The sequence below is a fragment of the Oceanicella sp. genome, from assembly GCF_056449545.1.
This window is the reverse complement of the sequence record NZ_JBWOMN010000133.1, coordinates 1-23,888: the sequence shown is the minus strand read 5'-3', so window position 1 is coordinate 23,888 and position 23,888 is coordinate 1. Positions and strand designations below refer to the sequence as shown.

22 protein-coding genes and 3 pseudogenes are annotated in these 23,888 nt (G+C 68.5%); 16 read left to right on the top strand and 9 right to left on the bottom strand.

The window, feature by feature from the left end; genetic code table 11:
- Both AC1HC7_RS16860 and hrpB read left to right on the top strand, forming a co-directional pair.
- A partial coding sequence (locus tag AC1HC7_RS16860) for a DUF3108 domain-containing protein (protein ID WP_479499249.1) occupies window positions 1–896 on the top strand: 896 nt, incomplete at its 5' end.
- Between the two features lie 100 nt (window positions 897–996).
- Entirely contained in the window at window positions 997–3,645 is a 2,649-nt protein-coding gene (hrpB, locus tag AC1HC7_RS16855; RefSeq protein WP_479495072.1) for an ATP-dependent helicase HrpB, read from the top strand.
- A gap of 19 nt (window positions 3,646–3,664) precedes the next feature.
- Here hrpB and AC1HC7_RS16850 read toward each other — a convergent pair whose 3' ends face one another.
- The 4 genes from AC1HC7_RS16850 to AC1HC7_RS16835 all read right to left on the bottom strand — a co-directional run bounded on the left by AC1HC7_RS16850 (window position 3,665) and on the right by AC1HC7_RS16835 (window position 6,179).
- Window positions 3,665–4,285: a hypothetical protein gene (locus AC1HC7_RS16850; RefSeq protein WP_479495071.1), complete on the bottom strand. Its 621-nt coding sequence runs from the start codon at window positions 4,283–4,285 to the stop codon at window positions 3,665–3,667.
- A gap of 144 nt (window positions 4,286–4,429) precedes the next feature.
- Complete coding sequence (locus AC1HC7_RS16845; protein WP_479495070.1) at window positions 4,430–5,389, bottom strand: acetyl-CoA carboxylase carboxyltransferase subunit alpha; 960 nt, start codon at window positions 5,387–5,389, stop codon at window positions 4,430–4,432.
- A 141-nt stretch (window positions 5,390–5,530) separates the two neighbouring features.
- Window positions 5,531–5,785: a glycine zipper 2TM domain-containing protein gene (locus AC1HC7_RS16840; protein ID WP_479499248.1), complete on the bottom strand. Its 255-nt coding sequence runs from the start codon at window positions 5,783–5,785 to the stop codon at window positions 5,531–5,533.
- 4 nt (window positions 5,786–5,789) lie between these two features.
- The gene (locus AC1HC7_RS16835) at window positions 5,790–6,179 is read right to left on the bottom strand and encodes an EF-hand domain-containing protein (protein WP_479495068.1); all 390 of its coding nucleotides are present in this window, start codon (window positions 6,177–6,179) and stop codon (window positions 5,790–5,792) included.
- Window positions 6,180–6,375: 196 nt separating this feature from the next.
- Here AC1HC7_RS16835 and AC1HC7_RS16830 point away from each other — a divergent pair, with 196 nt between their 5' ends.
- On the top strand, window positions 6,376–8,490 hold the full coding sequence (locus tag AC1HC7_RS16830) for a hydantoinase/oxoprolinase family protein (RefSeq protein WP_479499247.1): 2,115 nt from the start codon (window positions 6,376–6,378) through the stop codon (window positions 8,488–8,490).
- Here AC1HC7_RS16830 and AC1HC7_RS16825 read toward each other — a convergent pair.
- From AC1HC7_RS16825 to AC1HC7_RS16815, 3 genes and pseudogenes are all read right to left on the bottom strand, one after another.
- A complete protein-coding gene (locus AC1HC7_RS16825) occupies window positions 8,474–8,716 on the bottom strand; it encodes a GlsB/YeaQ/YmgE family stress response membrane protein (protein ID WP_479495066.1) in 243 nt (80 codons plus the stop codon). The two genes, AC1HC7_RS16830 and AC1HC7_RS16825, sit on opposite strands and share 17 nt — an antisense overlap.
- A gap of 54 nt (window positions 8,717–8,770) precedes the next feature.
- Window positions 8,771–9,134: pseudogene (locus tag AC1HC7_RS16820) on the bottom strand (ureidoglycolate lyase).
- Window positions 9,135–9,337: 203 nt separating this feature from the next.
- Complete coding sequence (locus AC1HC7_RS16815; protein WP_479495065.1) at window positions 9,338–9,556, bottom strand: DUF2061 domain-containing protein; 219 nt, start codon at window positions 9,554–9,556, stop codon at window positions 9,338–9,340.
- A 162-nt stretch (window positions 9,557–9,718) separates the two neighbouring features.
- Here AC1HC7_RS16815 and AC1HC7_RS16810 point away from each other — a divergent pair, with 162 nt between their 5' ends.
- The 10 genes and pseudogenes from AC1HC7_RS16810 to AC1HC7_RS16765 form a co-directional block, all read left to right on the top strand.
- The gene (locus AC1HC7_RS16810) at window positions 9,719–10,579 is read left to right on the top strand and encodes a helix-turn-helix transcriptional regulator (RefSeq protein ID WP_479495064.1); all 861 of its coding nucleotides are present in this window, start codon (window positions 9,719–9,721) and stop codon (window positions 10,577–10,579) included.
- A gap of 78 nt (window positions 10,580–10,657) precedes the next feature.
- A complete protein-coding gene (nadC, locus tag AC1HC7_RS16805) occupies window positions 10,658–11,533 on the top strand; it encodes a carboxylating nicotinate-nucleotide diphosphorylase (RefSeq protein ID WP_479495063.1) in 876 nt (291 codons plus the stop codon).
- 63 nt (window positions 11,534–11,596) lie between these two features.
- Window positions 11,597–12,538: a histone deacetylase family protein gene (locus tag AC1HC7_RS16800; RefSeq protein WP_479495062.1), complete on the top strand. Its 942-nt coding sequence runs from the start codon at window positions 11,597–11,599 to the stop codon at window positions 12,536–12,538.
- Complete coding sequence (locus tag AC1HC7_RS16795) at window positions 12,535–12,789, top strand: exodeoxyribonuclease VII small subunit (RefSeq protein WP_479495061.1); 255 nt, start codon at window positions 12,535–12,537, stop codon at window positions 12,787–12,789. Before AC1HC7_RS16800 ends, AC1HC7_RS16795 begins: the two co-directional genes overlap by 4 nt.
- Window positions 12,786–13,712, top strand: a complete 927-nt coding sequence (locus tag AC1HC7_RS16790) for a polyprenyl synthetase family protein (RefSeq protein ID WP_479495060.1) — start codon at window positions 12,786–12,788, stop codon at window positions 13,710–13,712. The genes AC1HC7_RS16795 and AC1HC7_RS16790 overlap by 4 nt, the downstream gene beginning before the upstream one ends.
- 49 nt (window positions 13,713–13,761) lie before the next feature.
- Window positions 13,762–15,711: a 1-deoxy-D-xylulose-5-phosphate synthase gene (gene dxs, locus AC1HC7_RS16785; RefSeq protein ID WP_479495059.1), complete on the top strand. Its 1,950-nt coding sequence runs from the start codon at window positions 13,762–13,764 to the stop codon at window positions 15,709–15,711.
- Window positions 15,712–16,082: 371 nt separating this feature from the next.
- Window positions 16,083–17,075, top strand: coding sequence for a tripartite tricarboxylate transporter substrate binding protein (locus AC1HC7_RS16780; RefSeq protein ID WP_479495058.1), 993 nt, complete (start codon window positions 16,083–16,085; stop codon window positions 17,073–17,075).
- An 83-nt stretch (window positions 17,076–17,158) separates the two neighbouring features.
- Window positions 17,159–17,641 (top strand): tripartite tricarboxylate transporter TctB family protein, encoded by a 483-nt coding sequence (locus AC1HC7_RS16775; protein WP_479495057.1) that lies wholly within the window; start codon window positions 17,159–17,161, stop codon window positions 17,639–17,641.
- A gap of 1 nt (window position 17,642) precedes the next feature.
- The gene (locus AC1HC7_RS16770; protein ID WP_479495056.1) at window positions 17,643–19,160 is read left to right on the top strand and encodes a tripartite tricarboxylate transporter permease; all 1,518 of its coding nucleotides are present in this window, start codon (window positions 17,643–17,645) and stop codon (window positions 19,158–19,160) included.
- Window positions 19,161–19,373: 213 nt separating this feature from the next.
- A pseudogene (locus AC1HC7_RS16765) lies at window positions 19,374–19,791 on the top strand (integrase core domain-containing protein); the annotation flags it as partial.
- Between the two features lie 237 nt (window positions 19,792–20,028).
- On the opposite strand, the gene argE reads toward AC1HC7_RS16765, so the two are convergent.
- Both argE and AC1HC7_RS16755 read right to left on the bottom strand, forming a co-directional pair.
- Window positions 20,029–21,189: an acetylornithine deacetylase gene (gene argE / locus AC1HC7_RS16760; RefSeq protein WP_479495055.1), complete on the bottom strand. Its 1,161-nt coding sequence runs from the start codon at window positions 21,187–21,189 to the stop codon at window positions 20,029–20,031.
- 5 nt (window positions 21,190–21,194) lie between these two features.
- Window positions 21,195–22,379 carry a M24 family metallopeptidase gene (locus tag AC1HC7_RS16755; RefSeq protein WP_479495197.1) on the bottom strand — a complete coding sequence of 395 codons (1,185 nt, stop codon included), beginning with the start codon at window positions 22,377–22,379 and terminating at the stop codon, window positions 21,195–21,197.
- 299 nt (window positions 22,380–22,678) lie between these two features.
- Between AC1HC7_RS16755 and AC1HC7_RS16750 the strand changes: the two genes are divergently transcribed.
- The 3 genes and pseudogenes from AC1HC7_RS16750 to AC1HC7_RS16740 all read left to right on the top strand — a co-directional run bounded on the left by AC1HC7_RS16750 (window position 22,679) and on the right by AC1HC7_RS16740 (window position 23,746).
- The gene (locus AC1HC7_RS16750) at window positions 22,679–23,155 is read left to right on the top strand and encodes an Lrp/AsnC family transcriptional regulator (RefSeq protein ID WP_479495196.1); all 477 of its coding nucleotides are present in this window, start codon (window positions 22,679–22,681) and stop codon (window positions 23,153–23,155) included.
- Between the two features lie 83 nt (window positions 23,156–23,238).
- Window positions 23,239–23,496: pseudogene (locus tag AC1HC7_RS16745) on the top strand (hypothetical protein); the annotation flags it as partial.
- A 67-nt stretch (window positions 23,497–23,563) separates the two neighbouring features.
- Window positions 23,564–23,746: an aldehyde dehydrogenase family protein gene (locus AC1HC7_RS16740; protein ID WP_479499250.1), complete on the top strand. Its 183-nt coding sequence runs from the start codon at window positions 23,564–23,566 to the stop codon at window positions 23,744–23,746.
- Window positions 23,747–23,888: the final 142 nt, after the last annotated feature.

Below are 23,888 nucleotides of genomic sequence, written 5' to 3'. Positions count from 1 at the left end.
CGAGCCCCCCCCGGGCGGCGCGCCCCGACCCGCCCCCGGCCCCTAACCCCCCCGGGCCCCCGCCCGCGCCCCCACCACCCCGGCCCGGCGCCCGGCCGGGGCCGCGCCGCCTTGTCGCGGCGGCGGTCGCGCTGCTGGCGCTGGCGGCGCCCGCCGGACGCGCGGCCCCGCCGCCGGCCGGTCTCGACCCCGGCGCCGCGCGCGCCGCCGATCTCTGGTCCGCCGCCACCCTGCGCGACGACGTGCGATTCGATCTCTATTTCGGCGGCGTCAGGGCGGGCGACCTGCGCCTGACCATGGGTTTCGGCGACGGCGCCTACATCGCCCGCTCGGCGGCGAGCACCGCCGGCATCGTCGGGCTGTTCTACGCCGCCTCCTACAAGGCCACCGCGCGGGGCGCAGATCCGGGGCTTGAACGCGGGACCGCGCTGCGCCCGCGCAGGTTCTCGGCCAAGGGGTCGTTCGGCGGCAAGAAACAGCGGCTCAGCATCGAATTCGGCCTCGCCGCGCCGCGCAAGGTGAAAAGCGACCCGCCATTCAAGAAGAAACCCTACGAGATCGACCCCGCCGCGCAGGTCGGGGCGCTCGACCCGCTGAGCGCCGCCGCGGCGCTGCTGCGCCCCGCGCCGCTGGCCGAGATCTGCGCGCGCGACGTCGACGTGTTCGACGGGCGGCGGCGCTCGCGCATCTCGCTCGACCCGCCGCGCGCGCGCAATGGCGAAATCCTGTGTCGGGCGCGATTCACCCGCGTCGCCGGCTACCGGCCCAGGGATCTCGACGCCCAGGACATCCCTTTCCGCCTGTATTTCGCCGAACTGCCCAATGGCGGCGCCCGTCTGCGCCGCATCGAGGTGGACACCGAATGGGGCCGCGCCGTCGCCCTGCGCCGCAACTGAGTCCCTTGCGCGCCTGAGTCCTTTGCGCGCCCGATTCTTTTGCTTGATCGCGGGGCGCGGCCGTTGCCGCCCCTGGGGTTGAACGGCTAGACAGGCGCCCATGTCCAGCCTGCCTGAAACCGGCCTTCCGGTCGAAACCGCGCTGCCCGCGCTGCTGGCGGCGCTCGCCGCCGGGTCCAACGCGGTGCTCGAGGCCCCGCCGGGCGCGGGCAAGACCACGCTGGTTCCCATCGCCCTGCTCGACGCGCCCTGGGTCGCCGGGCGCATCCTGATGCTGGAGCCGCGCCGCGTCGCCGCGCGATCGGCCGCGGAACGCATCGCGTCGCTGCTGGGCGAATCCGTGGGCCGGCGGGTCGGCTACCGGATACGGGGCGAGACCCGGGTCGGGCGCGATTGCCGCATCGAGATCGTCACCGAGGGCATTCTCACGCGCATGCTGCAATCCGACCCGGAGCTTGCCGGAGTGTCGGCCCTGATATTCGATGAAATCCACGAGCGCTCGCTGAACGGCGATCTGGGGCTGGCGCTGGCGCTGGAGGCGCAGGAGGCCCTGCGCGACGACCTGCGCATCCTCGCCATGTCGGCGACGCTGGACGCGGGCGGCGTGGCGCGGCTGATGGGCGATGCGCCGGTGATTTCCTCGCAGGGGCGCGTCCATCCGGTCGAAACCCGCTGGCTGGCCCGCACCTGGCGGCGCCCCGACCGACGCGGGTCCCGATCGACTGCGGGTTTCGAAGACGCCATGGCCGACCTGATCGTCGAGGCCATGCAGGGCGCGCCCGGCAGCGCGCTCGCCTTCCTGCCCGGCGCCGGCGAAATCGCGCGGGTGCAGAGCCGGCTCGCCGGGCGCCTGCCCGATGACGTGGACATTCGCCCGCTCTACGGCGCCATGGCCTTCGCGAGGCAGCGTGCGGCGTTGACCCCGGCGGCGGACGGGCGGCGCAAGCTGGTGCTCGCCACCGCCATCGCCGAGACCTCGCTGACCATCGAGGGGGTGCGCATCGTCATCGACGGCGGCCGGGCGCGGCGCGCGCGCTTCGATCCCGGCTCGGGCATGAGCCGCCTGGTCACCGAAAACGTCACCCGCGCCGAGGCCGAACAGCGCCGCGGCCGCGCCGGACGACTGGCGCCGGGGCTGTGCTTTCGGCTCTGGACCAGGGGCGAGGAAGGCGGGCTGATCCCCTATCCGCGCCCGGAGATCCTGGAGGCCGATCTGGCGCCGCTGGCGCTGGAACTGGCGATCTGGGGGGCGGCGGCGGGCGATCTGGCGTTTCTGGACCAGCCGCCCGATGCGGCCCTGGCCGCGGCGCGCGAGCTGCTGCGCGAGCTTGCGGCGCTGGACGCGGCGGGCCGCCCCACCGCGCATGGGCGGCGGTTGGCGAAGCTGCCCGTGCATCCGCGCCTCGGCCATATGCTGCTGCGGGCGGGCGAGGCCGGGGCGGATGCGGCGCTGGCCGCCGATCTCGCGGCGCTGCTGGAGCAGCGCGACCCGTTGCCCGCCCGCGCCCCCGCCGACCTGTCATTGCGCATCGAGGCCCTGCGCGACCCGCGCCGCTTCGCCGCCGGCGGCGCGCTGGCCGCCGATCCCGGCGTGCTGGCGCGGATCCGCGAGGGCGCGAAGCGGCTGCGCGCCAAAGGCGCGATATCGAATGGGACCGCCAAAGGCGCGATATCGAATGGGACCGCCAGAGGCGCGGCGTCTGGCGGGGGCGCCCGGCGCACGCCCCGCGACAAGAAAAATGATGACTCGAGAACTCTCGACGCCATCGGCCCGCTGCTGGCCATCGCCTATCCCGACCGCATCGCCATGCGCCGCCCCGAACCCAGGTCAGGGCGCAAGCCGGGGGCGCCGGTGCGCTATCTGCTGGCCTCGGGCAAGGGCGCGGCGCTGGCCGCCGAGGACCCGCTCGCCGCCCAGACGCTGATCGCCGTCGCCGACACCGACGGCGACCGGCGCGAGGCCCGCATCCGCCGCGCGGCGCCCATCGCCCGCGCCGATCTGGAGACCCTGTTCGCCGAACGCATCGCCGAAATCCATGTCTGCGAATGGCGCCCGCGCGACCGCGCCGTCGCCGCCCGCATCCGCAGGATGCTGGGCGCGCTGGCGCTTGAAGATCGCGTCTGGCGCGATGCGCCCGAACCGGCCCGCGCCGCCGCCATGGCCGACGGGGTGCGCGATCTGGGGCTGGCGGCGCTGCCCTGGACGGGCGCCGCCAGGCGCCTGCGCGCGCGGGTCGCCCATGCGCGTCAAGGCGGCGAGACCAGCCTGCCCGACTGGTCCGACGCGGCGCTGCTGGCGACGCTCGACGATTGGCTGACCCCGCATCTGGGCGGAGCGCGCAGGGCGGGGGATCTGGCGCGGCTGGATATTGCGGCGATCCTCGGCGGGACGCTGGACTGGGCGCAGACCAGGGCGCTGGACGCCGCCGCGCCGGCGCGCTTCACCGCCCCCACGGGCACGAAAGCGCCGGTGGATTACGACCGCGATCCGCCCGCCATCGCCATTCGCCTGCAGGAACTGTTCGGCCTTGCGACCCACCCGACGATCTGCAACGGGCGGGTTGCGCTGCTCCTCGATCTGTTGTCGCCCGCCGGGCGCGTGGTGCAGACCACCGCCGATCTGCCGGGATTCTGGAAGACCTCCTACGCCGATGTGCGCCGGGACATGCGCGGCCGCTATCCGCGCCACCCATGGCCCGAGGACCCGGCCGCCGCGGCCCCCACCCGGCGCGTCAAGCCGCGCCGCTGAACCGCGCCGCGGCGCGGCGTCAGCCGACGTTCGCCCGCCGCCGCGCCACGATCCCGCCCAGCGCCAGCGCCGCGGCGAACATCGGCAGGGCGGCGGGCAGCGGCGCCGGCGCGATCAGGGGCGGCGGCGGCGCCACGGCGTTGATCGCCAGACCGAGACTGTAATCCGGCAGCGCCGCCTGCACGCCCGGCCCGGCGGCGAATTGCGATCTGGCGTCGATGTCGATGCCGCCGAATGCCTCGAACGAAATGCTGAAAACGCCGTCCCGGGCGATCAGGTCCCCCTGATCGAGCACCACGTAATCGAGGGAGTCGAAGACGCCGTCGAAAAAATGCGCCGCCGGGAAGGCCGGATGATCGAGGTCGTCGGTTTCGATGAACACCTGCCCGAAAATGGCGAGATCGAGTTTCAGGCCAAGCGCCGGCGTAAGCGTGAAGGCGCCGGTCGCGGGCACGCTTTCGATGAAATAGGAGAATGACCCAAAGCCCTGCGTATCGAGAAATTCGTCCGGCCCGTTGATCACCGTCGCGTCAAAGGTTTCGGTGAAACGCGGCGGCAAGACCGCTTCGAGGGCGCTTGCCGGCGACGACGCCAGCGTCATGAACGCAACCGCAGCGCCTGCGACTGAAAACTCAAGCATGTGTCACTCTCCAGTAGGTTAACGAACCGTTAACCTTTACCTGAACCGGAGATGAATTGATAGTGGCGAAAATTGACAGCGGTCCATATGCGGCTTGCAAGCATGAACGCCCCCGGGCCGGGCAGGCGACCGGCGTCAAGCCGCTCAGGTCAGCGCATGGGCGCCCATGCCCAGATACTTGCGCCGCCGGGCCTTGCGCAGCTGCGCCGGGGTCTTGCCCTCGAGCCCGGCCAGCATCCCGGCGATGGCCTTGCCCACCGCGGCGATGACCGCGGCGCGGTCGCGCTGCGCGCCGCCCACCGGTTCGGGGATCACCACGTCGACGACCCCGAGCTTCTGCAGATCCTGCGCGGTCAGGCGCAGCGCCTCGGCGGCGTCGATCATCTTGTCGGGATCTTTCCACAGAATCGAGGCGCAGCCCTCGGGCGTGATCACCGAATAGATCGAATGCTCCAGCATCGCCAGCCGGTCGCCGGTGGCGAAGGCCACCGCGCCGCCGGACCCGCCCTCGCCGATGATCACCGAGACCAGCGGCACGCCGACTTCAAGGCATTTGGCCGTCGATCGCGCGATCGCCTCGGCCTGGCCGCGCTCCTCGGCGCCCTTGCCCGGATAGGCGCCGGCGGTGTCGACCAGGGTGACGACCGGCAGGCCGAAGCGTTCGGCCAGGTTCAGCAGACGCACCGCCTTGCGGTAGCCCTCGGGGCGGGCCATGCCGAAATTGCGCTGCAGCCGGGATTTGGTGTCGGCGCCCTTTTCATGGCCGAACACCACCACCGGCTTGTCGTCGAAACGGGCCAGCCCGCCGACCACCGCCAGATCTTCGGCAAAGCCGCGATCGCCCGCCAGCGGCACGTAATCGGTGAACAGCGCCTCGATGTATTCCAGCGCATGCGGGCGCGACGGGTGGCGCGCCACCTGGCATTTCTGCCAGGCTGACAGATCGGCGTAGAGGTCCTGCAGCAGCTGCGCGGCGCGTTCGTCAAGCGCGGCGGCCTCGTCCTCGACCGCCATTTTCGGATCGCGCAGCGCCAGCGCGCGCAGCTCCGTCGCCTTGCCCTCGATCTCGGCCAGGCCTTTTTCGAAATCCAGATAATTGTGCATGCGTCCCGCCGCTCCTGTGCTCGAAGCGGAATATGATGATTTGGCGCGGCATTGCAATGCGCGCGGGCGCGGCGCCCCGTCGATCGGTCGCCGCCGCCCGCGCGGACGGCGAGCCCCGAAACCGTCGCGTCCCGGGCCGCGCTACATGCCCTCGGCGATCTTGCCCCCGGCGATGGTCCCGAGCACCGCGCCGGCGCCGGTGGCCACGATCTTCCCGCTGCCGCCGCCAAACAGCGATCCGACCGCCGCGCCGGTGGCGCCGCCGATCACCTGCCCGCGCAGCTTCTTGTCCTCGGGCGAATTCGAACACGCCGCCAGCGCCGCCATGGACAGCGCCAGCGCCCCCGTCGCGGCGCGACGCGCCGTCCGGCCTGAATTGATCGTGAACATCGTCATCTCCTCAGCTTCCCGCTCCAGCCTCGAAATCAAGCAACTCGCTCAACGTCAGCACCCCGTCGCGATTGCCGTCCACGTCGAAGAACACGATCATGCGCTCGGCCACCGCCTCGCCAAGCGACACCATGCCGTCGCCGCTGCGGTCGATTCGGGCGAACCGCGCCGCATCCACGTTCGGCACATCCCGCGCCGACACTTCGCCGTCGCGGTTCTTGTCCAACGTCGCGTAAACGGACACCACATACGCCACATACTCGTTCACGTCGACATAGCCGTCGGCGTTCTCGTCCGCCTTGGCGAAGGCGGCGGACAGGTCGGCCTCGCCCTGCGCCGAGGCGCCCAGCGGCGCCAGACCGGCGAGCGCGGCGGCGCAGATCAGTGACATCTTGTTCATGGGGCTCTCCATACGGTTGCGCGCCCATCATGACAGAGACCCGCGCGCCGCGATAGCCGCGCCCGAGCAATGCGTCAAAATCGACGGATCGCCGCCGCAAAGCCGCTCGCCAGCGCCGCTGGCGGCGTGTAAGCCCGTGCGGCGCGGCGGTTTCGCGGCGCAACGGTGGATTCTGGGGTATTGGGGAGGCGTCGTCATGGCCCTGCTTCTTGGCGTCGACACCGGCGGCACCTGCACCGACGCGGCGATCCTCGACGACGCGGCGCCGCGCGATCGCGCGGTGCTGGCCAAGGCCAAGGCGCTGACCACCCATCACGACCTGTCGATCGGCGTCGCCCGCGCCGTGCGCGCGGCGCTTTCAGGCGAAGACGGCGGGGGCGGGGACGGGGACGGGGACGGGGCGGCGCCCCGGAACGCCGCGACCCCGGGGATCTCGCCAGCGGACATCGCGCTGGTTTCGCTGTCCACCACGCTGGCCACCAACGCGCTGGTCGAGGGGCGCGGCGATCCCGTGGGCCTGATCCTCATCGGCTTTGGCGACGCCGCGCTGTCGCGCGCCGGGCTGGGCGCGGCGCTGGGCGAGGATCCGGCGATCCGGGTCGCGGGCGGCCACGCGGCCTCGGGCGAGGCGGCGGCGGCCCTGGATCTCGATGAACTGGACGCCGAAATCGCCGCCGCCATGCAGACCGCCGCCGCCGTCGGCCGCCCGCTCAGCGGCTTTGCGGTGGCCGGGCAGTTTTCGGTGCGCAATCCGGCGCATGAACTGGCGGCGCGGGATCTGATCCGCGCGCGCGCCGGGCTGCCGGTCACCTGCTCGCACGAATTGTCCGCCCGGGTCGGCGGGCCGCGCCGCGCGCTCACCACGCTGCTGAACGCCCGGCTGATCGGGGTGATCGACCGGCTGATCGGCGCCGTCGAAGACCTGCTCGACCATCTCGGCATCGCCGCGCCGCTGATGGTGGTGCGCGGCGACGGGGCGCTGGCGGGCGCGGCGTTCGCCCGCGCCCGGCCCATCGAGACCATCTTGTCGGGCCCCGCCGCCTCGCTGGTCGGGGCCGGGTTCCTGACCGGGCGCGCCGACGCGGTGGTCGCCGACATCGGCGGCACCACCACCGATATCGGGGTGCTGCGCGACGGGCGCCCGCGGCTTGACGCCGACGGGGCGCGGGTCGGCGGCCACGCCACCATGGTCGAGGCGGTGGCCATGGCCACCCACGGGCTTGGCGGCGACAGCGACGCGCGGATGATCGCCGAGGGGCTCGACGCGACGCTGACGCTGGGACCGGGCCGGGCGCTGCCGCTGTGCCTGCTGGCGCGCCGGCATCCGGCGCTGAACGTCATGCTCGACGCCCAGCTCAACGCCGCGCGCCCCATGGACACCGACGGGCGGTTCCTGAACGCCGCGGGGCCCGCCCCCGCCGGGCTGCCGCCGCGCGAGGCCGGGATCATGGCGCGGCTGGCCGATGGGCCCCTGGCGCTGGAGGCGCTTGCCGGCGGGCGCCGGGACGCCGGTGCGGCGGCGCGGCTCGCGGCGCGGGGGCTGGTGCGAATCGCCGCCTTCACGCCCACCGACGCCGCGCATGTGCTGGGGCTGCAAACGGGCTGGGATGCAGGCGCGGCGCGGCGCGGCGCAAGGCTGCTGGCGCGCCAGCGCGGCGGCGGCGGGCGCGCGGCGGCGCCCGACGCCGAGACCGTTTCGCGCCGCCTGCTGGACCTGGTGGCGCGGCGCTCCGCCGAGGCGGTGCTGGAAACCGCGCTGGCCGAGGACGGATTCGCGCCGGGGCTGAGCCGCTCGCCGCTGGCGGCGGCGGCGCTGGCGCGGCGCGACGGGCTGCTGCGCCCCCGCCTTGATCTGACCATGCCGCTGGTGGGGCTCGGGGCCTCGGCGGGGCTGCATCACCGGGCGGCGGCGGATCTGCTCGGGGCCGAGGCGCTGATCCCCGATCACGCCGACGTGGCCAATGCCGTGGGCGCGGTGGCGGGCAGCGTGCGGGTGACGCGGCGCGCGGTGATCACCCAGCCGAGCGAGGGCCGCTACCGGGTGCTGATCGGCGGCGCGCCCCGGGATTTCGCCGATTTCGACGCCGCCCGCGCCGCGACCGAGGCGCATCTGCGCGAGACCGCCGCCGCCGACGCCGCGAAAGCCGGGGCCGCAAGCGTGCGAATCCGCATCGCCTGCCAGATCCGCCGCGCCCGCGTCGAGGGGCGCGAGATGATCGTCGAGGCGGCGGTGTCGGCCGAGGCCGCGGGCCGCCCGAGACTGGCGCGGCCGGACCGGACCGCGGATCGCCGCATCAGCGGCGCCGAATGAAAAACCGCTGCCAGAGCCACAGCACCAGAATGGCGCCGAGCACGGCCCCGACCAGGCCGCCGAGCATGCCCATCATGCCCAGCAGCATGCGCAGCGCGAAACCGCCGATCACCGCGCCGAGCACGCCCACGGCGATGGTTTGCAGCAGCCCCATGCGCACATTCAGCACCCGCGAGGCGATCAGCCCCGCCGCGGCCCCGATGATGATCAGATAGACGATGCCCATAGCGTTTCTCCCGTCATGCGCGGCGCGCCCGGGGGCGCCGGCCTGCCCCGGGTGTCAAGGCGCCAGCGCCACCACCTCGGGCAAGCGGACCGTTTCGCGGTTGCGGGCCGGATTTTCCCGGTCGGCGATCAGGAAATCCCGCGCCCGCCCCAGCACGATCTGCGGATGATGCCACACCCCGCGCCCATACTGCACCCCCTGATCGCCGCGACAGCGGAACAGGCGCTGGGCCGCGAAAAATCGACAGCGCCCCGGCGGCGCCGGAGAAATGCAGCGCCGCGAGCGCGCGATAGCGGATGCCGCAGCCGTCATCGACTGTCTGCGCGGTGGAGGGATCGGCCTCGATCACATGTCCGAAGGGCGCGAAGGCGCGCGCGGTCAGGGGCTCGGCGATGGGGATCGTGGAGACGAGGATCATGCGCCGCCTCCGCGCTTTCGCGATTCAGCGGCGGCTGCACGCCTTGACATGCATGCGGGGGACACGCGGGGGCGTCTGAGCGGCGGGCAAAACGGTCATCGGGGTCTCGCCGTCGATATTGATGCGCCATGCGACGCCACGCCCCCCTTGTTCCCCGCAAACGAGGGGCGGGAAAAGCGACTCCGCCCTGACGCCGCGACGGTTCAGGACCGCCGCCTTTTCCCGCCGCGCCCCCAGTCGACCCGATCCCAGAGCCGCTCGTGCAGCAGGTAGCTCGCGAAGCCCACCGCCCCCGAGGTCAGCGCCAGGGCGCCGCCAAGGCCCGGGGATCCGGTGAAGGCCCAGCCCAGCGCGGTCATCGAGACCAGCCCCATGACCTGCCAGGTCAGCGCCTTGGCCAGCAGGCGTTTCCCGTCATCCATCCATGCGCCTCCCGTCATGCGGTTGCGCGCCCGCCCGGCACGCTGTCGGGGTTCGCCCGGGTGGGTCCCGGGGGGCGCGCCCACCGCCATAGCGCGCCGGGCGGCGCGGCGCTATTCTGAATATTCGTCGCATATTCACCTGTTCGGTGATAAAAAACCTCAATGGATGCAACAATCAGCAAAGCCGCCCGGGCGCGGATGTTTCGCGACAGGCTGAAAGACGCCATGGCCCGCGCCGGGATGACCCGCAGCGGGCTGGCGCGCGCCGTGGGCGCGGACCGCTCGACGATATCCCAGATCCTCGGGGGCGAGGGCGACCGGCTGCCCGGCGCGCATCTGGCCGCCGACTGCGCCGGGGCGCTGGGCATCAGCGCCGACTGGCTGCTGGGGCTCACCGACCGGCCCGAGCGCCCGGGCGACGTGCTCGCCGCCGCGGTGCGCATGACCGAGGCGGCGCGCGCGCCTTCGGACCAACAGCTGTTCGAATGGCATCAGGAGGCGGCGGGCGCCAAGATCCGCCATGTGCCCGCGGCCATGCCGGATCTGCTGAAGACCGCCGAGGTGATGCGCTGGGAATACATCGAATCGCTGGGCAAGACCCCGGATCAGGCGATCGGCGCCATGCGGGACCGCATCGACTGGATGCAGGATGGCGGTTCGGATTACGAAATCGCCATGCCGCTGCATGAACTCGACGTTTTCGCCCGCGGCGTCGGGTATTATCGCGGGCTCGACGCCGGCGCGCGCGACGCGCAGCTGGCGCGCATGGCCGCGACCTGCGCGGCGCTGTATCCGTCGCTGCGGCTGTTCCTGTTCGACGCGCGCCGGGTGTTCAGCGCGCCGATCACCGTGTTCGGGCGGCGCATCGCGGTGATCTATCTGGGGCAGCATTACCTGGCGTTTCGCGAAAGCGGCCGCGTCGGGCTGATGGCCCGGCATTTCGACTGGCTGGTGCGCGAGGCCGCGATCGACGCCCGCGACGTGGCCCCGCATCTGGAATCGCTGCGCGACGTCGTGGACTGAGCGGCGCCGGGTTGCGTCCGGCGCGCCGGGGCGGCAGGTTGCAGACGCCGCGCCCCGGCCAACCGAAGGACATCCGACGTGACAGACCCCAGCGCCCGCCGCCCCTATCCCGCCACCCTGCCCCCGGTGCTGGTCGAGGACGCCGTGCGCGCGGCGCTGCGCGAGGATCTGGGCCGCGCCGGCGACATCACCAGCGCCGCCACCATCGCCCCGGAAGCCACCGCGCGGGCGGTGATCGCGTCGCGGGACGGCGGGGCGCTTTGCGGCCTGGATTTCTGCCGCGCCGCGTTCGGAATGCAGCGCGCCGGGCTCTCGGTCGAAACGCTGGCGGGCGATGGCGAGACCGTCGCCCCCGGCCGGACCGTGCTGCGGGTCACGGGCAACGCCCGGGCCATCCTGGCCGGCGAGCGGGTGGCGCTGAATTATCTCTGCCACCTGTCGGGGATCGCCAGCCACACCGCCCGCTTCGTCGCCGCCGCCAATGGCCAGGCGCGCATCTGCTGCACGCGAAAGACCACGCCGGGGCTGAGGGCGTTCGAAAAATACGCGGTGCGCTGCGGCGGCGGGGCCAATCATCGCTTCGGACTCGACGACGCCATCCTGATCAAGGACAACCACATCGCGGTCGCCGGCGGCGTGCCCGAAGCGGTGGCGGCGGCGCGCGCCTATGCCGGGCATCTGGTGGCGATCGAGCTCGAGGTGGACACGCTCGCCCAGTTCGCCGAGGCGCTGGACGCCGGGGTCGAGGCGGTGCTGCTCGACAATTTCAGCGTCGAGGATCTGCGCCGGGCGGTGGCGCTGAACGCCGGGCGCGCCAAGCTCGAAGCCTCGGGCGGGGTCGATCTGGATTCGGTGCCGGCGATCGCGGCGACCGGGGTGGATTACGTCTCCACGTCGAAAATCACCATGGCGGCGGGGACGCTCGACCTTGGACTCGACATCGAGATGGTCTGAGCCGCCAATGGCGGATCGCGAACCGCCCCGCAGGCGGATGCGGCGACGGAAACGGGAGGCCACATGAGCACGGCGTTGATCACTCACGAAGCGGGGCTTGACCATCGCAACCCGCCGGGGCACCCGGAGCGGCCCGACCGGCTGCGCGCGCTCGACGCGGTTTTCGCGCGGCCGGGTTTCGCCAGGCTGACGCGGGTCCCGGCGCGGCGCGCGGCGCGGGACGAATTGCTGCGCGCCCATCCGGCGGCCTATCTCGACGCGCTCGAAGCCGCTTCGCCCGCGCAAGGCTTCGCCGCCATCGACGGGGACACCGGCATGTCGCCCGGGTCGCTCGCCGCGGCCCGCCGCGCCGCCGGGGGGGCCTGCATGGCGGTGGACATGGTGATGCGCGGCGACGCCGCCAACGCCTTCGTCGCCTGCCGCCCGCCGGGTCACCACGCGGAACGGGTCCGCGCCATGGGGTTCTGCCTGCTGTCCAACGCCGCCATCGCCGTGCTGCACGCATTGGATGGGCACGGCCTGCGCCGCGTGGCGCTGGCGGATTTCGACGTGCATCACGGCAACGGATCCCAGAACATTTTGTGGGAAGACCCCCGCGCGGCGTTCTGTTCGTCTCACGAGATGCCGCTGTATCCCGGCAGCGGGGCCGAAAGCGAACGCGGGGCTGGCAACGTGTTCAACGGGCCGCTGCGCGCCGGTGACGGCGGCGCGGCGTTTCGCGCGGTCTGGGAGGACCGCCTGCTGCCCGCCATCGCGGCGCATGCCCCCGAACTGATCGTGATTTCCGCCGGGTTCGACGCCCACCGGCTGGATCCGCTGGCCAATCTTGAACTCGAGGCCGAGGATTTCGCCTGGATCACCGAACGGCTTTGCGACATCGCCGGCGATCATGCGCGCGGGCGGGTCGTCTCGACACTCGAAGGCGGGTATGATCTGGAGGGGCTGGCCTCGGGCGCGGCGGCGCATCTTGAGGTCCTGGCGGCGCGAGGAAGGGGCGAATCATGACCGACGACGCGAAAGAACAGAAAAAGCCCATTGGCGAAATGACCTTCGAGGAGGCCATGGCGGCGCTCGAAACCGTGGTCGGACGGCTGGAAAGCGGCGACGCGCCGCTGGAGGAGAGCATCGCGCTCTATGAACGCGGCGCGAAGCTGAAGGCGCATTGCGAAAACAAGCTCCAGGAGGCCGAACTGAAGGTCGCCCAGATCGCGCAGGGCCCCGACGGCGTCAGCGCGCGGCCCGTCGAGATCGGGTGAGCCCCCTGCCCGCCCGCCAACCATTGCCGACGCAATCCGGTGACCGCTTCGCGGCGCGGCTGGCGCGAAACGCCGCGCGCGCCGCGGCGGCGCTGGAGCGGCTGCTGCCCCCCGCGTCCGACGGCCCCGTGGCCGAGGCCATGCGTCACGGCGCGCTGAGCGGCGGCAAGCGCCTGCGCGCGTGTCTGGCGATCGAGAGCGCGGCGCTGTTCGCCGCCCCGCCCGCCGCCGCCGACCGGGCGGCGGCGGCGGTGGAATGCCTGCACGCCTATTCGCTGATCCACGACGATCTGCCCTGCATGGATGACGACGACCTGCGCCGGGGCCAGCCCACGGTGCATGTGCAATGGGACGAGGCCACCGCGGTGCTGGCCGGGGACGCCCTGCAATGCCTGGCTTTCGAGATCCTCGCCGATCCGGCCACCGGCGCGCCGGACCGGCGCTGCGCGCTGATCGCCGGGCTGGCGCGCGCCTCGGGCGCGGCGGGGATGGTCGGGGGGCAGGCGCTCGACATCGCGGCGCAAAGCGCCCCCGCGCCGCTGACGCTGGACCAGATCACCCGGCTGCAGGACCTCAAGACCGGGGCGCTGATCGGGTTTTCCGCCACCTCCGGCGCGCTGCTGGCGGGGGCCGGACCGGACGCGGTCGCGGCGCTCGAAAGCTATGCCGGGGCCATGGGGCTGGCGTTCCAGATCCGCGACGACATCCTTGACGTGGAGGGCGACGCGGCCGAAACCGGCAAGCGCCTGCGCAAGGACGAGGCGGCGGGCAAGGCCACATTCGTGTCGCTTCTCGGCCTCGACGGCGCCAGGTCCCGGGCCGAGGACCTCGCGGCGCAGGCCGAATCGCATCTGGCCTGCTTTGGCGCCGCCGCGGCGCCGCTGGCCGAGGCCGCGCGCTTCGCGGTGCGGCGGCGGTCATGACCGCGCGCCCCTGGATCAGCGGCGCGACCCGCCGAGGACGGAGACGGATTTGACCGACGCCCACACGCCGCCCCCCCCACGGCCCGCGACGCCGCTGCTGGACCGCGTGGCCAGCCCCGCCGACCTGCGCGCCATGAGCGGTTCCGAACTGGAGCGCCTGGCCCATGAACTGCGCCAGGAAACCATCTCGGCGGTCTCGGTCACCGGCGGGCATCTGGGCGCCGGCCTCGGGGTTGTGGAGCTGACCGTCGCCATCCACGCGGCGTTCGACACCCCGCGCGACAAGCTGATCTGGGACGTGGGGCATCAATGCTATCCGCACAAGATCCTCACCGGGCGGCGGGACCGCATCCGCACCCTGCGCGCCGGCGGCGGATTGTCGGGGTTCACCAAGCGGCGCGAAAGCCCGTATGACCCGTTCGGCGCGGCGCATTCCTCGACCTCGATCTCGGCCGCGCTGGGGTTTTCCGTGGCGCGCGAACTTGGCGCCGACATTGGCATTGATACTGGCGACGCCATCGCGGTGATCGGCGACGGCGCCATGTCGGCGGGCATGGCCTATGAGGCGCTCAACAACGCCGGGCATCTGGGCAAGCGGCTGTTCGTGATCCTCAACGACAATGAAATGTCGATCGCGCCGCCGGTGGGGGCGATGTCGAGCTACCTGTCGCGGCTCTACGCCGAGGCCCCGTTCCAGGACCTGAAAGCCGCCGCCAGGGGCGCGGTCAACCTGCTGCCCGGCCCGTTCCGCGAAGGCGCGCGCCGCGCCCGGGAGGCGCTCAAGGGCATGACGGTGGGCGGCACGCTGTTCGAACAGCTGGGGTTTTCCTATCTCGGCCCCATTGACGGCCATGACCTGCACCAGCTGCTGCCGGTGCTGCGCATGGCCCGCGCCCGCGCCGACGGGCCGATCCTGATCCATGTCATCACCAGGAAGGGCAAGGGCTACGCGCCGGCCGAGGCGGCGGCGGACAAGTATCACGGCGTCGCGCGCTTCGACGTGATCACCGGGGCGCAGAAAAAGGCGCCTTCGAACGCCCCGAGCTACACCAGGGTCTTCGCCAACGCGCTGATCGCCGAGGCTAAGCACGATGACCGGGTGGTCGCGATCACCGCCGCCATGCCCGACGGAACCGGACTGAACCTGTTCGCCGAACGCTTTCCCGAGCGCTGCTTCGACGTTGGCATCGCCGAGCAGCACGGCGTCACCTTCGCCGCCGGGCTGGCGGCGGCGGGCATGAAGCCGTTCTGCGCCATCTATTCGACCTTCCTGCAACGCGGCTACGATCAGGTGGTGCACGACGTGGCGATCCAGCGCCTGCCGGTGCGCTTCGCCATCGACCGCGCCGGGCTGGTCGGCGCCGACGGCCCCACCCATGCGGGCAGCTTCGACATCGCCTTCCTCGCCAACCTGCCGGATTTCGTGGTCATGGCCGCCGCTGACGAGGCCGAACTGGCGCATATGGTGGCGACGGCGGCGGCGCTGGACGACCGGCCCTCGGCGTTCCGGTTTCCGCGCGGCGAGGGCACGGGCGTGGACATGCCCGAACGCGGCGCGCCGCTGGAGATCGGCCGCGGCCGGATCATCCGCGAGGGCGGCAGGATCGCCCTGCTGAGCTTTGGCGCAAGGCTTGGCGAATGCCTGAAGGCGGCCGAGGAGCTGGACGCCATGGGGCTGCCCTGCACGGTGGCGGACGCCCGCTTCGCCAAGCCGCTGGACCGCGACCTGGTGCTGCGGCTGGCGCGCGAACACGAGGCGCTGGTGACCGTCGAGGAAGGCGCCGTCGGCGGCTTCGGCTCCCACGTGCTGCAATTGCTGGCCGAAACCGGCGCGCTGGATCATGGCCTGAAAATCCGCCCGATGGCGTTCCCCGACAGTTTCATCGACCAGAACAGCCCGGCGAAGATGTACGAGACCGCAGGCATGAACGCCCCCCAGATCGTCGCCAGGGCGCTTGAGGCGCTGGGGACGGACGGAACGAAGGCGGTGCGGGCCTAGGGCGCGTCGAAAACCTCCGGCGACGCGCATCTCGCGCGCAATCATCGCCTGCAGCCCATGGAAATCCGTCAGCCCGTCGGCGCCCGCCTCGTCGGTCCAGGCCATCCATGCCCGCTGGGGCCGGTCGCGAAGATCAGGATCCTCGATCAGCGACGAGGGTTTCATGCCGTCACCGATCGGATTGGCGGCATGAGCCCCGCTGGCATTGGCGCCGTTGCCGCCTTGGCGACAGGAATTTATTGGTGGCGAAATTCATGCGGCGATTGTTAGACTGCCCGCATGCCACGGGTTTGGTCAGGCTGCGGAGAGAGCTGTCTGAATTCAGGATGAACATCTGCTATTGCTGAAAAATGAACCATCGGGAGAGAATGATGATCCGAAAATTGGCTGGAGCGCTGACCGCGCTGACCCTGTCCGCCACTTTGGCCCATGCCGAGTTCCCGGAACGTGAAGTTCTGGGCGTGGTGATGTGGGGCGCAGGCGGCGCAACCGATACCGTTGCGCGCGCGATAAATCCCGCAGCTGAAGCTGCGTTGGGCAAGTCAATCATCGTGTTGAACAAATCCGGCGGCGCCGGGGCCATTTCGACAGCCTATGTCAATACGGCGCCCGCAGACGGCTATACCTTTCTTTATGGCGCCGAGAACCCGCAGCTTCACCCGATCATGGGGGTTGGCAAGCTGGATTATTCCAACTTCTACCCGGTGAACATCCTGGGGCGCGGCGTGGCCGTTGTGGTTGTGCCGGCAGCCTCGAAGTACCAGACAATGGGCGAACTGATGGCCGATATTGCCGCCAACCCCGGCATGGTGAAAATGGGATCCACCGGCCCCGGCGGCCTGCCCTCGACGGTTGGCGCGCTGATCTCGAATTCGGCGCCGTTCGACGTCACCGCGATTCCCTTTGATGGCGAAGGCCCAGGCTTGACCGCAATGCTGGGCGGCGAGGTCGATTTCATGCCCTCTGGCCTGTCAGCCGCCTCCGAGCAGATCAAAGCCGGAAACATGCGCGCCCTGGCTGTGGTCAATGGTGAGGAAATCAGCTCGCTGCCCGGCGTTCCGGCAATCACGGACACTCTGCCTGACATGGCCAATTTTTTGCCTTGGGGGCCGTTCTATGGTGTGTTTGTCAAACGTGACACGCCGGATGACATCAAGGCAAAATATGTCGCGGCTTTCGCCACGGCCGCGGCGGATGAAGGATTTCAGACCCTGATGACCAACCGCGGCAATGTGCTCATGGGCATTTCGGGCGATGAGGCCGACGCATTCCTGAAGAAGTGGCAACAGGTTACCGCCTGGGCGCTTCAGGACACGGGCGCCGCCAAGGTAAATCCGGAAACTCTGGGCATCCCGCGCCCGTAACCGGCAAGATCACAGGGTCGGCTCCGCATGTCGGGGCCGGCCTTTTTCTTCACGCATATGCACCTGTATCGGAGTCCGCCTAAATGCCAGACGGCAGATCACGTCGGCCCGGAGAGCTTGCGTTTGTTGTTCTCCTTCTGCTCGCCAGCCTGTGGTTGTTCTGGCAATCCGTACTGATTTCCGGTTTCAGCGGTCTTTCCACACCCGGTGTTTTTCCGATGCTGGCCTCTGGCGTGATGGTTGTCGCGGCGCTGCGGATTCTGCGCAACACCGCAAGACGCGCGCCCGATGGCGGTGGCGTTCATGGCTTTCTGGAACAGGTAACGCCGCTGCGGCAGGTGGTTATGCTGGGGCTGGTTGCCTTGTATGTTGCGGCGATGCCCTGGCTGGGGTTTGTCGTGGCCTCGGGATTGTTCCTGGTTGCCGCGATCGGCTTTTTGTGGCGGCGCAGCATTTTCCTGACCGCCGGATTAAGCGCGGTCGCGCTTGGCGCCATCTATCTGATTTTTCGCGTCGCGTTTCAGGTTGTCCTGCCCAGGGGGACCCTGTTGCAGGGGCTGTTCTGAAATGGAGACGCTTGGTTTTCTCACCCTGTCCTGGTTTGATCCTTCGCTTTTGTTTCTAACGGCTGCGGGAACATTGGCGGGCATCTACGTGGGCGCAATTCCCGGCTTGTCGGTGACGATGGCTGCGTCAATCCTGATTTCCTTTACCTTCAAATGGGACGTGAACGAAGCGCTGGCCCTGATCGCCGGGGTTTACATGGGCGGGGTTTACGGCGGGTCACGCACTGCAATCCTGCTGAACATCCCCGGCGCGCCAAGCGCCATTGCCACAGCCATCGACGGCTATCCGATGGCCAAACGGGGCGAGGCAGGAGAGGCGATCGGCCTGACCACGGTCATGTCGGTGTTTGGCGGGTTTGTCGGCATTCTGGCGCTGGCCCTGTTTGCTCCGGTCATTTCCAAGTTCGCGATCATGTTCACGTCGCGAGATTATTTGCTTTTGGGCATGATCGGCATTCTGCTGGTTGGCGCCCTGTCCGGTGAAAGCTTTGCCAAGGGGGCCTTTGCCGGGGCGTTGGGCGTTCTGATCGGCATGGTCGGGCTTGACCCGATGACCGCCGAAGGGCGCTTCACCTTCGGCGCCATCACCCTGATGGGGGGCATCCCCTATGTCGTTGCAATGATCGGTTTTTTCGGCGTTGCTGAAGCATTTGTTCAAATTCATTCGTTGAACCTGCCGGTCATCAGACAGAAAATCGACCGCATCATTCCGCATTTCTCTGATGTGAGACGGTATTTTTGGCTGGCGCTGCGCGCCTCGGGCATTGGCACGATCATTGGCGCGCTGCCCGGCACTGGCGGCGATATCGCCGCCCTTTTGGCCTATGACGATGCCAAACGCACAACCAGGAATCCCGAGAGGCCCTTCGGGGAGGGCGCCAAGGAAGGCCTGATTGCCCCGGAGGTCGCCAACAACGCGGCCGTTGGCGGGGCGTTCGTGCCGATGCTGACGCTGGGCATTCCGGGCGACGCGGTAACGGCGGTGATTATCGGCGCGCTTTATATTCACGGGTTGAAACCAGGACCGCTTCTGCTGGTTGAAACGCCGCATTTATTCTGGTTCATCGTTGGGAATCTGGCGCTGGCCAATATTTTTCTGCTGATCTTCGGCCTGACCGGGATCAAGATTTTTACCAGCATTGTGAAATGCCCCAAGGCGATCCTGGTTCCCCTGATCATCATTCTTTCATCGGTCGGAACCTATGCGATCCAGAATAACCCTGTGGATATCTACTGGATGCTGCTTTTCGGAGTGATTGGATATTTTCTCAAGACATATGGATTTCAGGTCGGGCCGATCATTCTTGGGGTGATACTTGGGCCGATGATGGATTCCAACTATCGTCGCGCCATGATCGGGGCGCGGGGGGATATTGGCGTCTTTTTATGGGACTTCGCTTCGCATCCGATTTCGCTGGTGCTATCCATTGCATTCCTGCTGATGCTTTTGTCGCAAACACCTGTCTGGCCGGCATTGAAATCATTTGTTTCAAAAAAAGCGAATGCTTCAAATCAATAAGCGGGGCCGCACGCATCATGGTTGTCTGGCGGATCCAGCGCCCCGGGCAGAACGGGCGAAACCGCCACGGTGCAGTTGGGCGGCTCGGCGACAAGATGCTTTCCAGTTCGACCCGCAGGCTGGAACACCTCACCTGACGCGCGCCGCCGGTCACGAGGCGCCAGATCATCGCCTCGCGGCGGGCTTGACGTTCTGCAAGGCCGGGACCGCACCCATGACGGCCATGACGGGCGCGCCTGCCGCAGGCTCGACATCATCGACGCATGGAGCAGGGAGGCTCTGATCATCCGCGCCGATCGCGGGTTCGACCCGACCGATGCGCCGGACGCCCTGACGGGCCTCTCCATCCTGCGCGGCCCGCCTGAATGCATGCGCAGTGACAACGGCCCGGAGGCCATTGCGCGGAAGCTGCGGGACTGGATTGCCGCGGTCGGCGCCAAAACGGCCGGCATCGAACCGGGGGCGCCGAGGGAAAACGGATACTGCGAGAGCTTTGACCCCAAGGCTGCGCAACGATCTGCTCAACGGCGAAATCTTCCGCAGCCTGCGGGACGCGCAAATCCTGATCGAGCAATGGCGCCGTCGATTGCAACTCCGTCAGGCGCACGGATCCCCGGGATACAGGCCCCCCGAATCCGGAAGGCATCGCCTCGATGGATCCGAGCCCGACCATTCGCCGACATTCAGACCGGACCACCCTGTGGGGGCGGGCCGATCCGGCGGCGAGATTCGACCAGCTCGGCGCGCAGGCTGGACTGCAGAGGCGGTCCGAAAGCCCGCGACCGCCGCCGGGAGGCTGCGGCGGTGATTTGCGCTCAGGTTGTCATCGGCAATCGTCTCGGCCCCGCCCATCCCCGCCGCAGCGCCTTCAGGCATCCAGCTTTTCTCCCAACCTGCCCAGCATGGACAGGCATTGGCGCATCTGTTCCAGCGCGACGAATTCATCAGGTTTGTGCGCCTGGTCGATCGAGCCCGGGCCGCAAACCACCACATCCATTCCCATGGATTGGAAAAGGCCGGCCTCGGTGCCGAAGTTCGCGACATCGGCGTCATTTGCGCCAATCAGGTCGATCATCATCTGTTTGGCTTGGTTGTTTTCCGTCGGGATCAAGCCTGCGACCTCGCCGATCACCTCGGTGGTGACAGCGGCATCGGGCCAAACGGCCCGCATGGCCGGCAACAAGGCGTTGCGAACGTAGGCTTGCATTTCCTCGCGAATGAAGCTGCCGTCGGCGTCGGTCACCGGACGCATTTCCCATTCAACCGACGCATGGTCGGGGATGACGTTATGGGCGACGCCGCCGGTCAGGCTGCCGATGTTTATGGTTGTCCAGGGCGGATCGAAGCGGCTGCCGGCAGGGGATCGGTCCCGCATCTGTTCGCGCAATTCCAACAGGCGGCCGACAAAACGCACCGCGTATTCCACGGCGTTCACCCCCATGTCCGGCGCCGAGCCATGGCCGGCATGGCCTTCGAAACAGGTGGTGTATTCGCAGCATCCCTTGTGGCCTTCCATGACGCGCATCATGGTGGGCTCGCCGATGATCGCCACCCCCGGCTCAAGGCCTCTGGATTGCAGGATTTCGACCAGGGCCCGCCCGCCCAGACAGCCGACCTCCTCGTCATAGGTGAAGGCGAAATGCAGCGGGCGGTTCCTGACCCGTTGCGCCAGCACGGGGGCCATGGCAAGCGTCGCCGCGATAAACCCCTTCATGTCACAGGCGCCGCGGCCAAATATTTTTTCGTCGCGCCGGACCATCTTGAACGGGTCGTCCGTCCAGCCGTTTTCGGCCGCGGGAACGACGTCCGTATGGCCCGACAACACGATGCCGCCATTGGCGTCGGGGCCAATGGTGGCAAACAGGTTGGCCTTGGCGCCGGTTTGATCCTGAAAGATGTCCACCCTGGCGCCGGCGGCTTCAAGCCGGTTCGCAACGCTGTCGATCATCGCCAGATTGCTCTGGGCCGATACGGTCGGAAACGCGATCAGCTCGCCAAGAATCCGGATCGTGTCTTCCAGCCTGCTCATCGCGTTCAATCCTTCGCAAACAGCTTGCGTTCGACATTGCACATGGCCTCGGCGGCGCCGTCCTCGCGGATCAGGATGGTCTCCGTTGTCTCAAGCCCCCATGTGTCCATCCATAGCGCCGGCATGAAATGGAACGTCATGCCGGGTTCCAGGACGGTTTCATCCTCGGCGCGGATCGAGGCGGAACGCTCGCCCCAGTCGGGTGGATAGGAGAGGCCGACAGGATAGCCCATGCGGCCCTCGCGGTGAATGCCGCAACGCGCCAGGACATCCATGAAGGCGCGCGCAATATCGCAGGTGCGGTTGCCCGCGCGCGCCGCCTGAAGGCCGGCTTCGATCCCTTCCAGCTGGGCGGCCTCGGCGCGGCGCATTTCATCGGGCGGCGCGCCCAGATAAACGGTTCGGCACAACGGCGCGTGATAGCGTCGAAAACAGCCCGACAATTCGAAAAACGTGGCTTCGTTCGGGCGCATCGGTTCGCCGTTCCATGTCAGATGCGCCGCCGTGGCGTCCAGCCCCGAAGGGGTCAGCGGCATGATCGCCGGATAATCCCCCCAATCATCGCCAACGCCGGTGATGCCCGCATGCATGATCTCCGCCACCAGATCGTTCTTGCGCAGCCCGGGCGCGGCGCGATCAATGGCCGTTTCGATGATTTTCCCCGTAATCCGGGCGGCCTTGCGGATAAACGCGATTTCCACGTCGGATTTCACCAGCCGTTGCCAGTTCACCAATGCCGTGGCGTCAACCAGACTGGCCGCGGGCAATCCGGCCCCGAGCACGGCATGCGCCTTGGCGGAGTAATAGTAATTTTCCATCTCGACGCCGATCCGCGCCCGGTCAAGCCCCAGAGAAATCAGAAGCCCGGCAAGGTCTTCCATCGCGTGCATCGCCGTAGACTGCACATACTGGTCGCCGTAGCCCCTGATATGGTCGGCATCCATCCAGACGGTGCGCCCCGCGCCGATGCTGTCCATATGACGCCCCCACCAGATCGGGTCGCCCTCCATGCCCAGAATGACCCCCTGATGGGTGTAGAACGACCAGCCGTCATAGCCCGTCAGCCACGCCTGATTCGACGGGTCGGTCACGAAAACGGCGTCAAGACCCGCCTTTGCCATCGCCGCCCGGGTTTTTGCGATCCGACGCTGGTATTCTTCATGCTCAAAGGGCGCATTCCCATGTGCCATGCGTGTTTTCTCTCTATCAAAACTGCGGCCTCTGCTTGGCGTTGCATGTAACATGCGCCATGTTTGCCGGCCTCTCTACAGTGAATCGATGTCATGGCGGCATCTCCATGATTTTGCGCGCAACGCAGGATGGGCTTTGCCGGCGATGCGCCCCGGGCATGTTCGGGCGATGGCGGCGAACCATTGGGTTTGGTGACTGTCATCGCGCGGAACCGGGCGGGCCTGGGACTTCATTTCAAACCTGGGCTCTGCGTGGTAGCTTCGCCCCGCATGGATATGAGGGATGCGCGAAAGCAATGATCAAACTTGATAGCCGCGACATTGCCATCCTCAGGGTTCTGGCCGACGACGGGCGCATTTCCAAGGCCGCACTCGCCAAACGCGTTGGCCTGTCGGCCACGCCGTGCTGGAACCGATTGCAACGGCTTGAAAAAGAGGGCGTGATCGAAAGATACCGCGCCGAGATCAGCCTCAAGAAGCTTGGGCCGCATGTCACTGTTTTCGTCACCGTTGAATTGGCGGATCACACCGCCGCATCCTTCCAGCGCTTTGAAAAGGCGATGCAGCGCTATGATGAGGTCATGGCCTGCTGGTCTCTGGGCGGTGGGTTCGACTATTTTCTTCAGGTGGTCGCAAAGGATATCGACGCCTATCAGCGCTTGATCGACAATATGCTGGAAGCGAAAATCGGTCTGAAACGGTTTTTCACCTATGTGGTGACCAAACCGGTCAAGAACGCAAACCTGCCGCCCCTGGACAGCTTTCTGACGCAATGAGAGGAATATGCCGCGAAACGCGGCAAAAGAGATGAATCCTCTTTTTCCCGTCCGGAATTCAGTCTCCGTGTCTGTTCCGAAGGATGTATTCCCCTCTTGAGACACTTCAGAGGGCTGATTGTGGACGATTTTCTGACCGGCAAACGGCTTTGGCCGAATTCTTCACATATTGCCGGCAAATGGGCGGCGGCGCATCCGCCCCCCTTGGTTCGCGCCGGCATTGGCCGAACCGGCCGAGCGCGCGGGCCATTCCGGCGGGCGTGTTCGACGTGGCGACAGGCGCGGGGCCGACCGTCGCGGCCCCCTGGACCGGAACCCGCCGGGTGCGCGCGCTTTCCTTCGCCGGCGCCTCGCCGGTTGGCAAGCTGCTGTATCGCCAATCCGCCGACGCCGTGAAAATGGCCTGTTCTGGATCTGGGCGGGCATGCGCCGTTCATCCTGTTCAAGGGCCCGGATCCGGCACATGCCGTTGCCAAAGCGATCAGGGCCAGGTTTGCCATGGCCGGGCAGGATTGTCCGGGGGCCGACCGAATGCTCGTTGAAATGCAAGACTTCATGGACATCAGATACGTCTGCCGCGCTTGGGCGTAAGAGAAGAAGGAAAAGCAATGCTCAGGAACGACAAACTGGAAGAATGGGACCGCGAAAATTTTTTCCACCCGTCAACCCATCTGGCCGAATTCGCCCGCGGCGACCTCCCGCAGCGCGTGGTGACCGGTGGCAAGGATTGCCA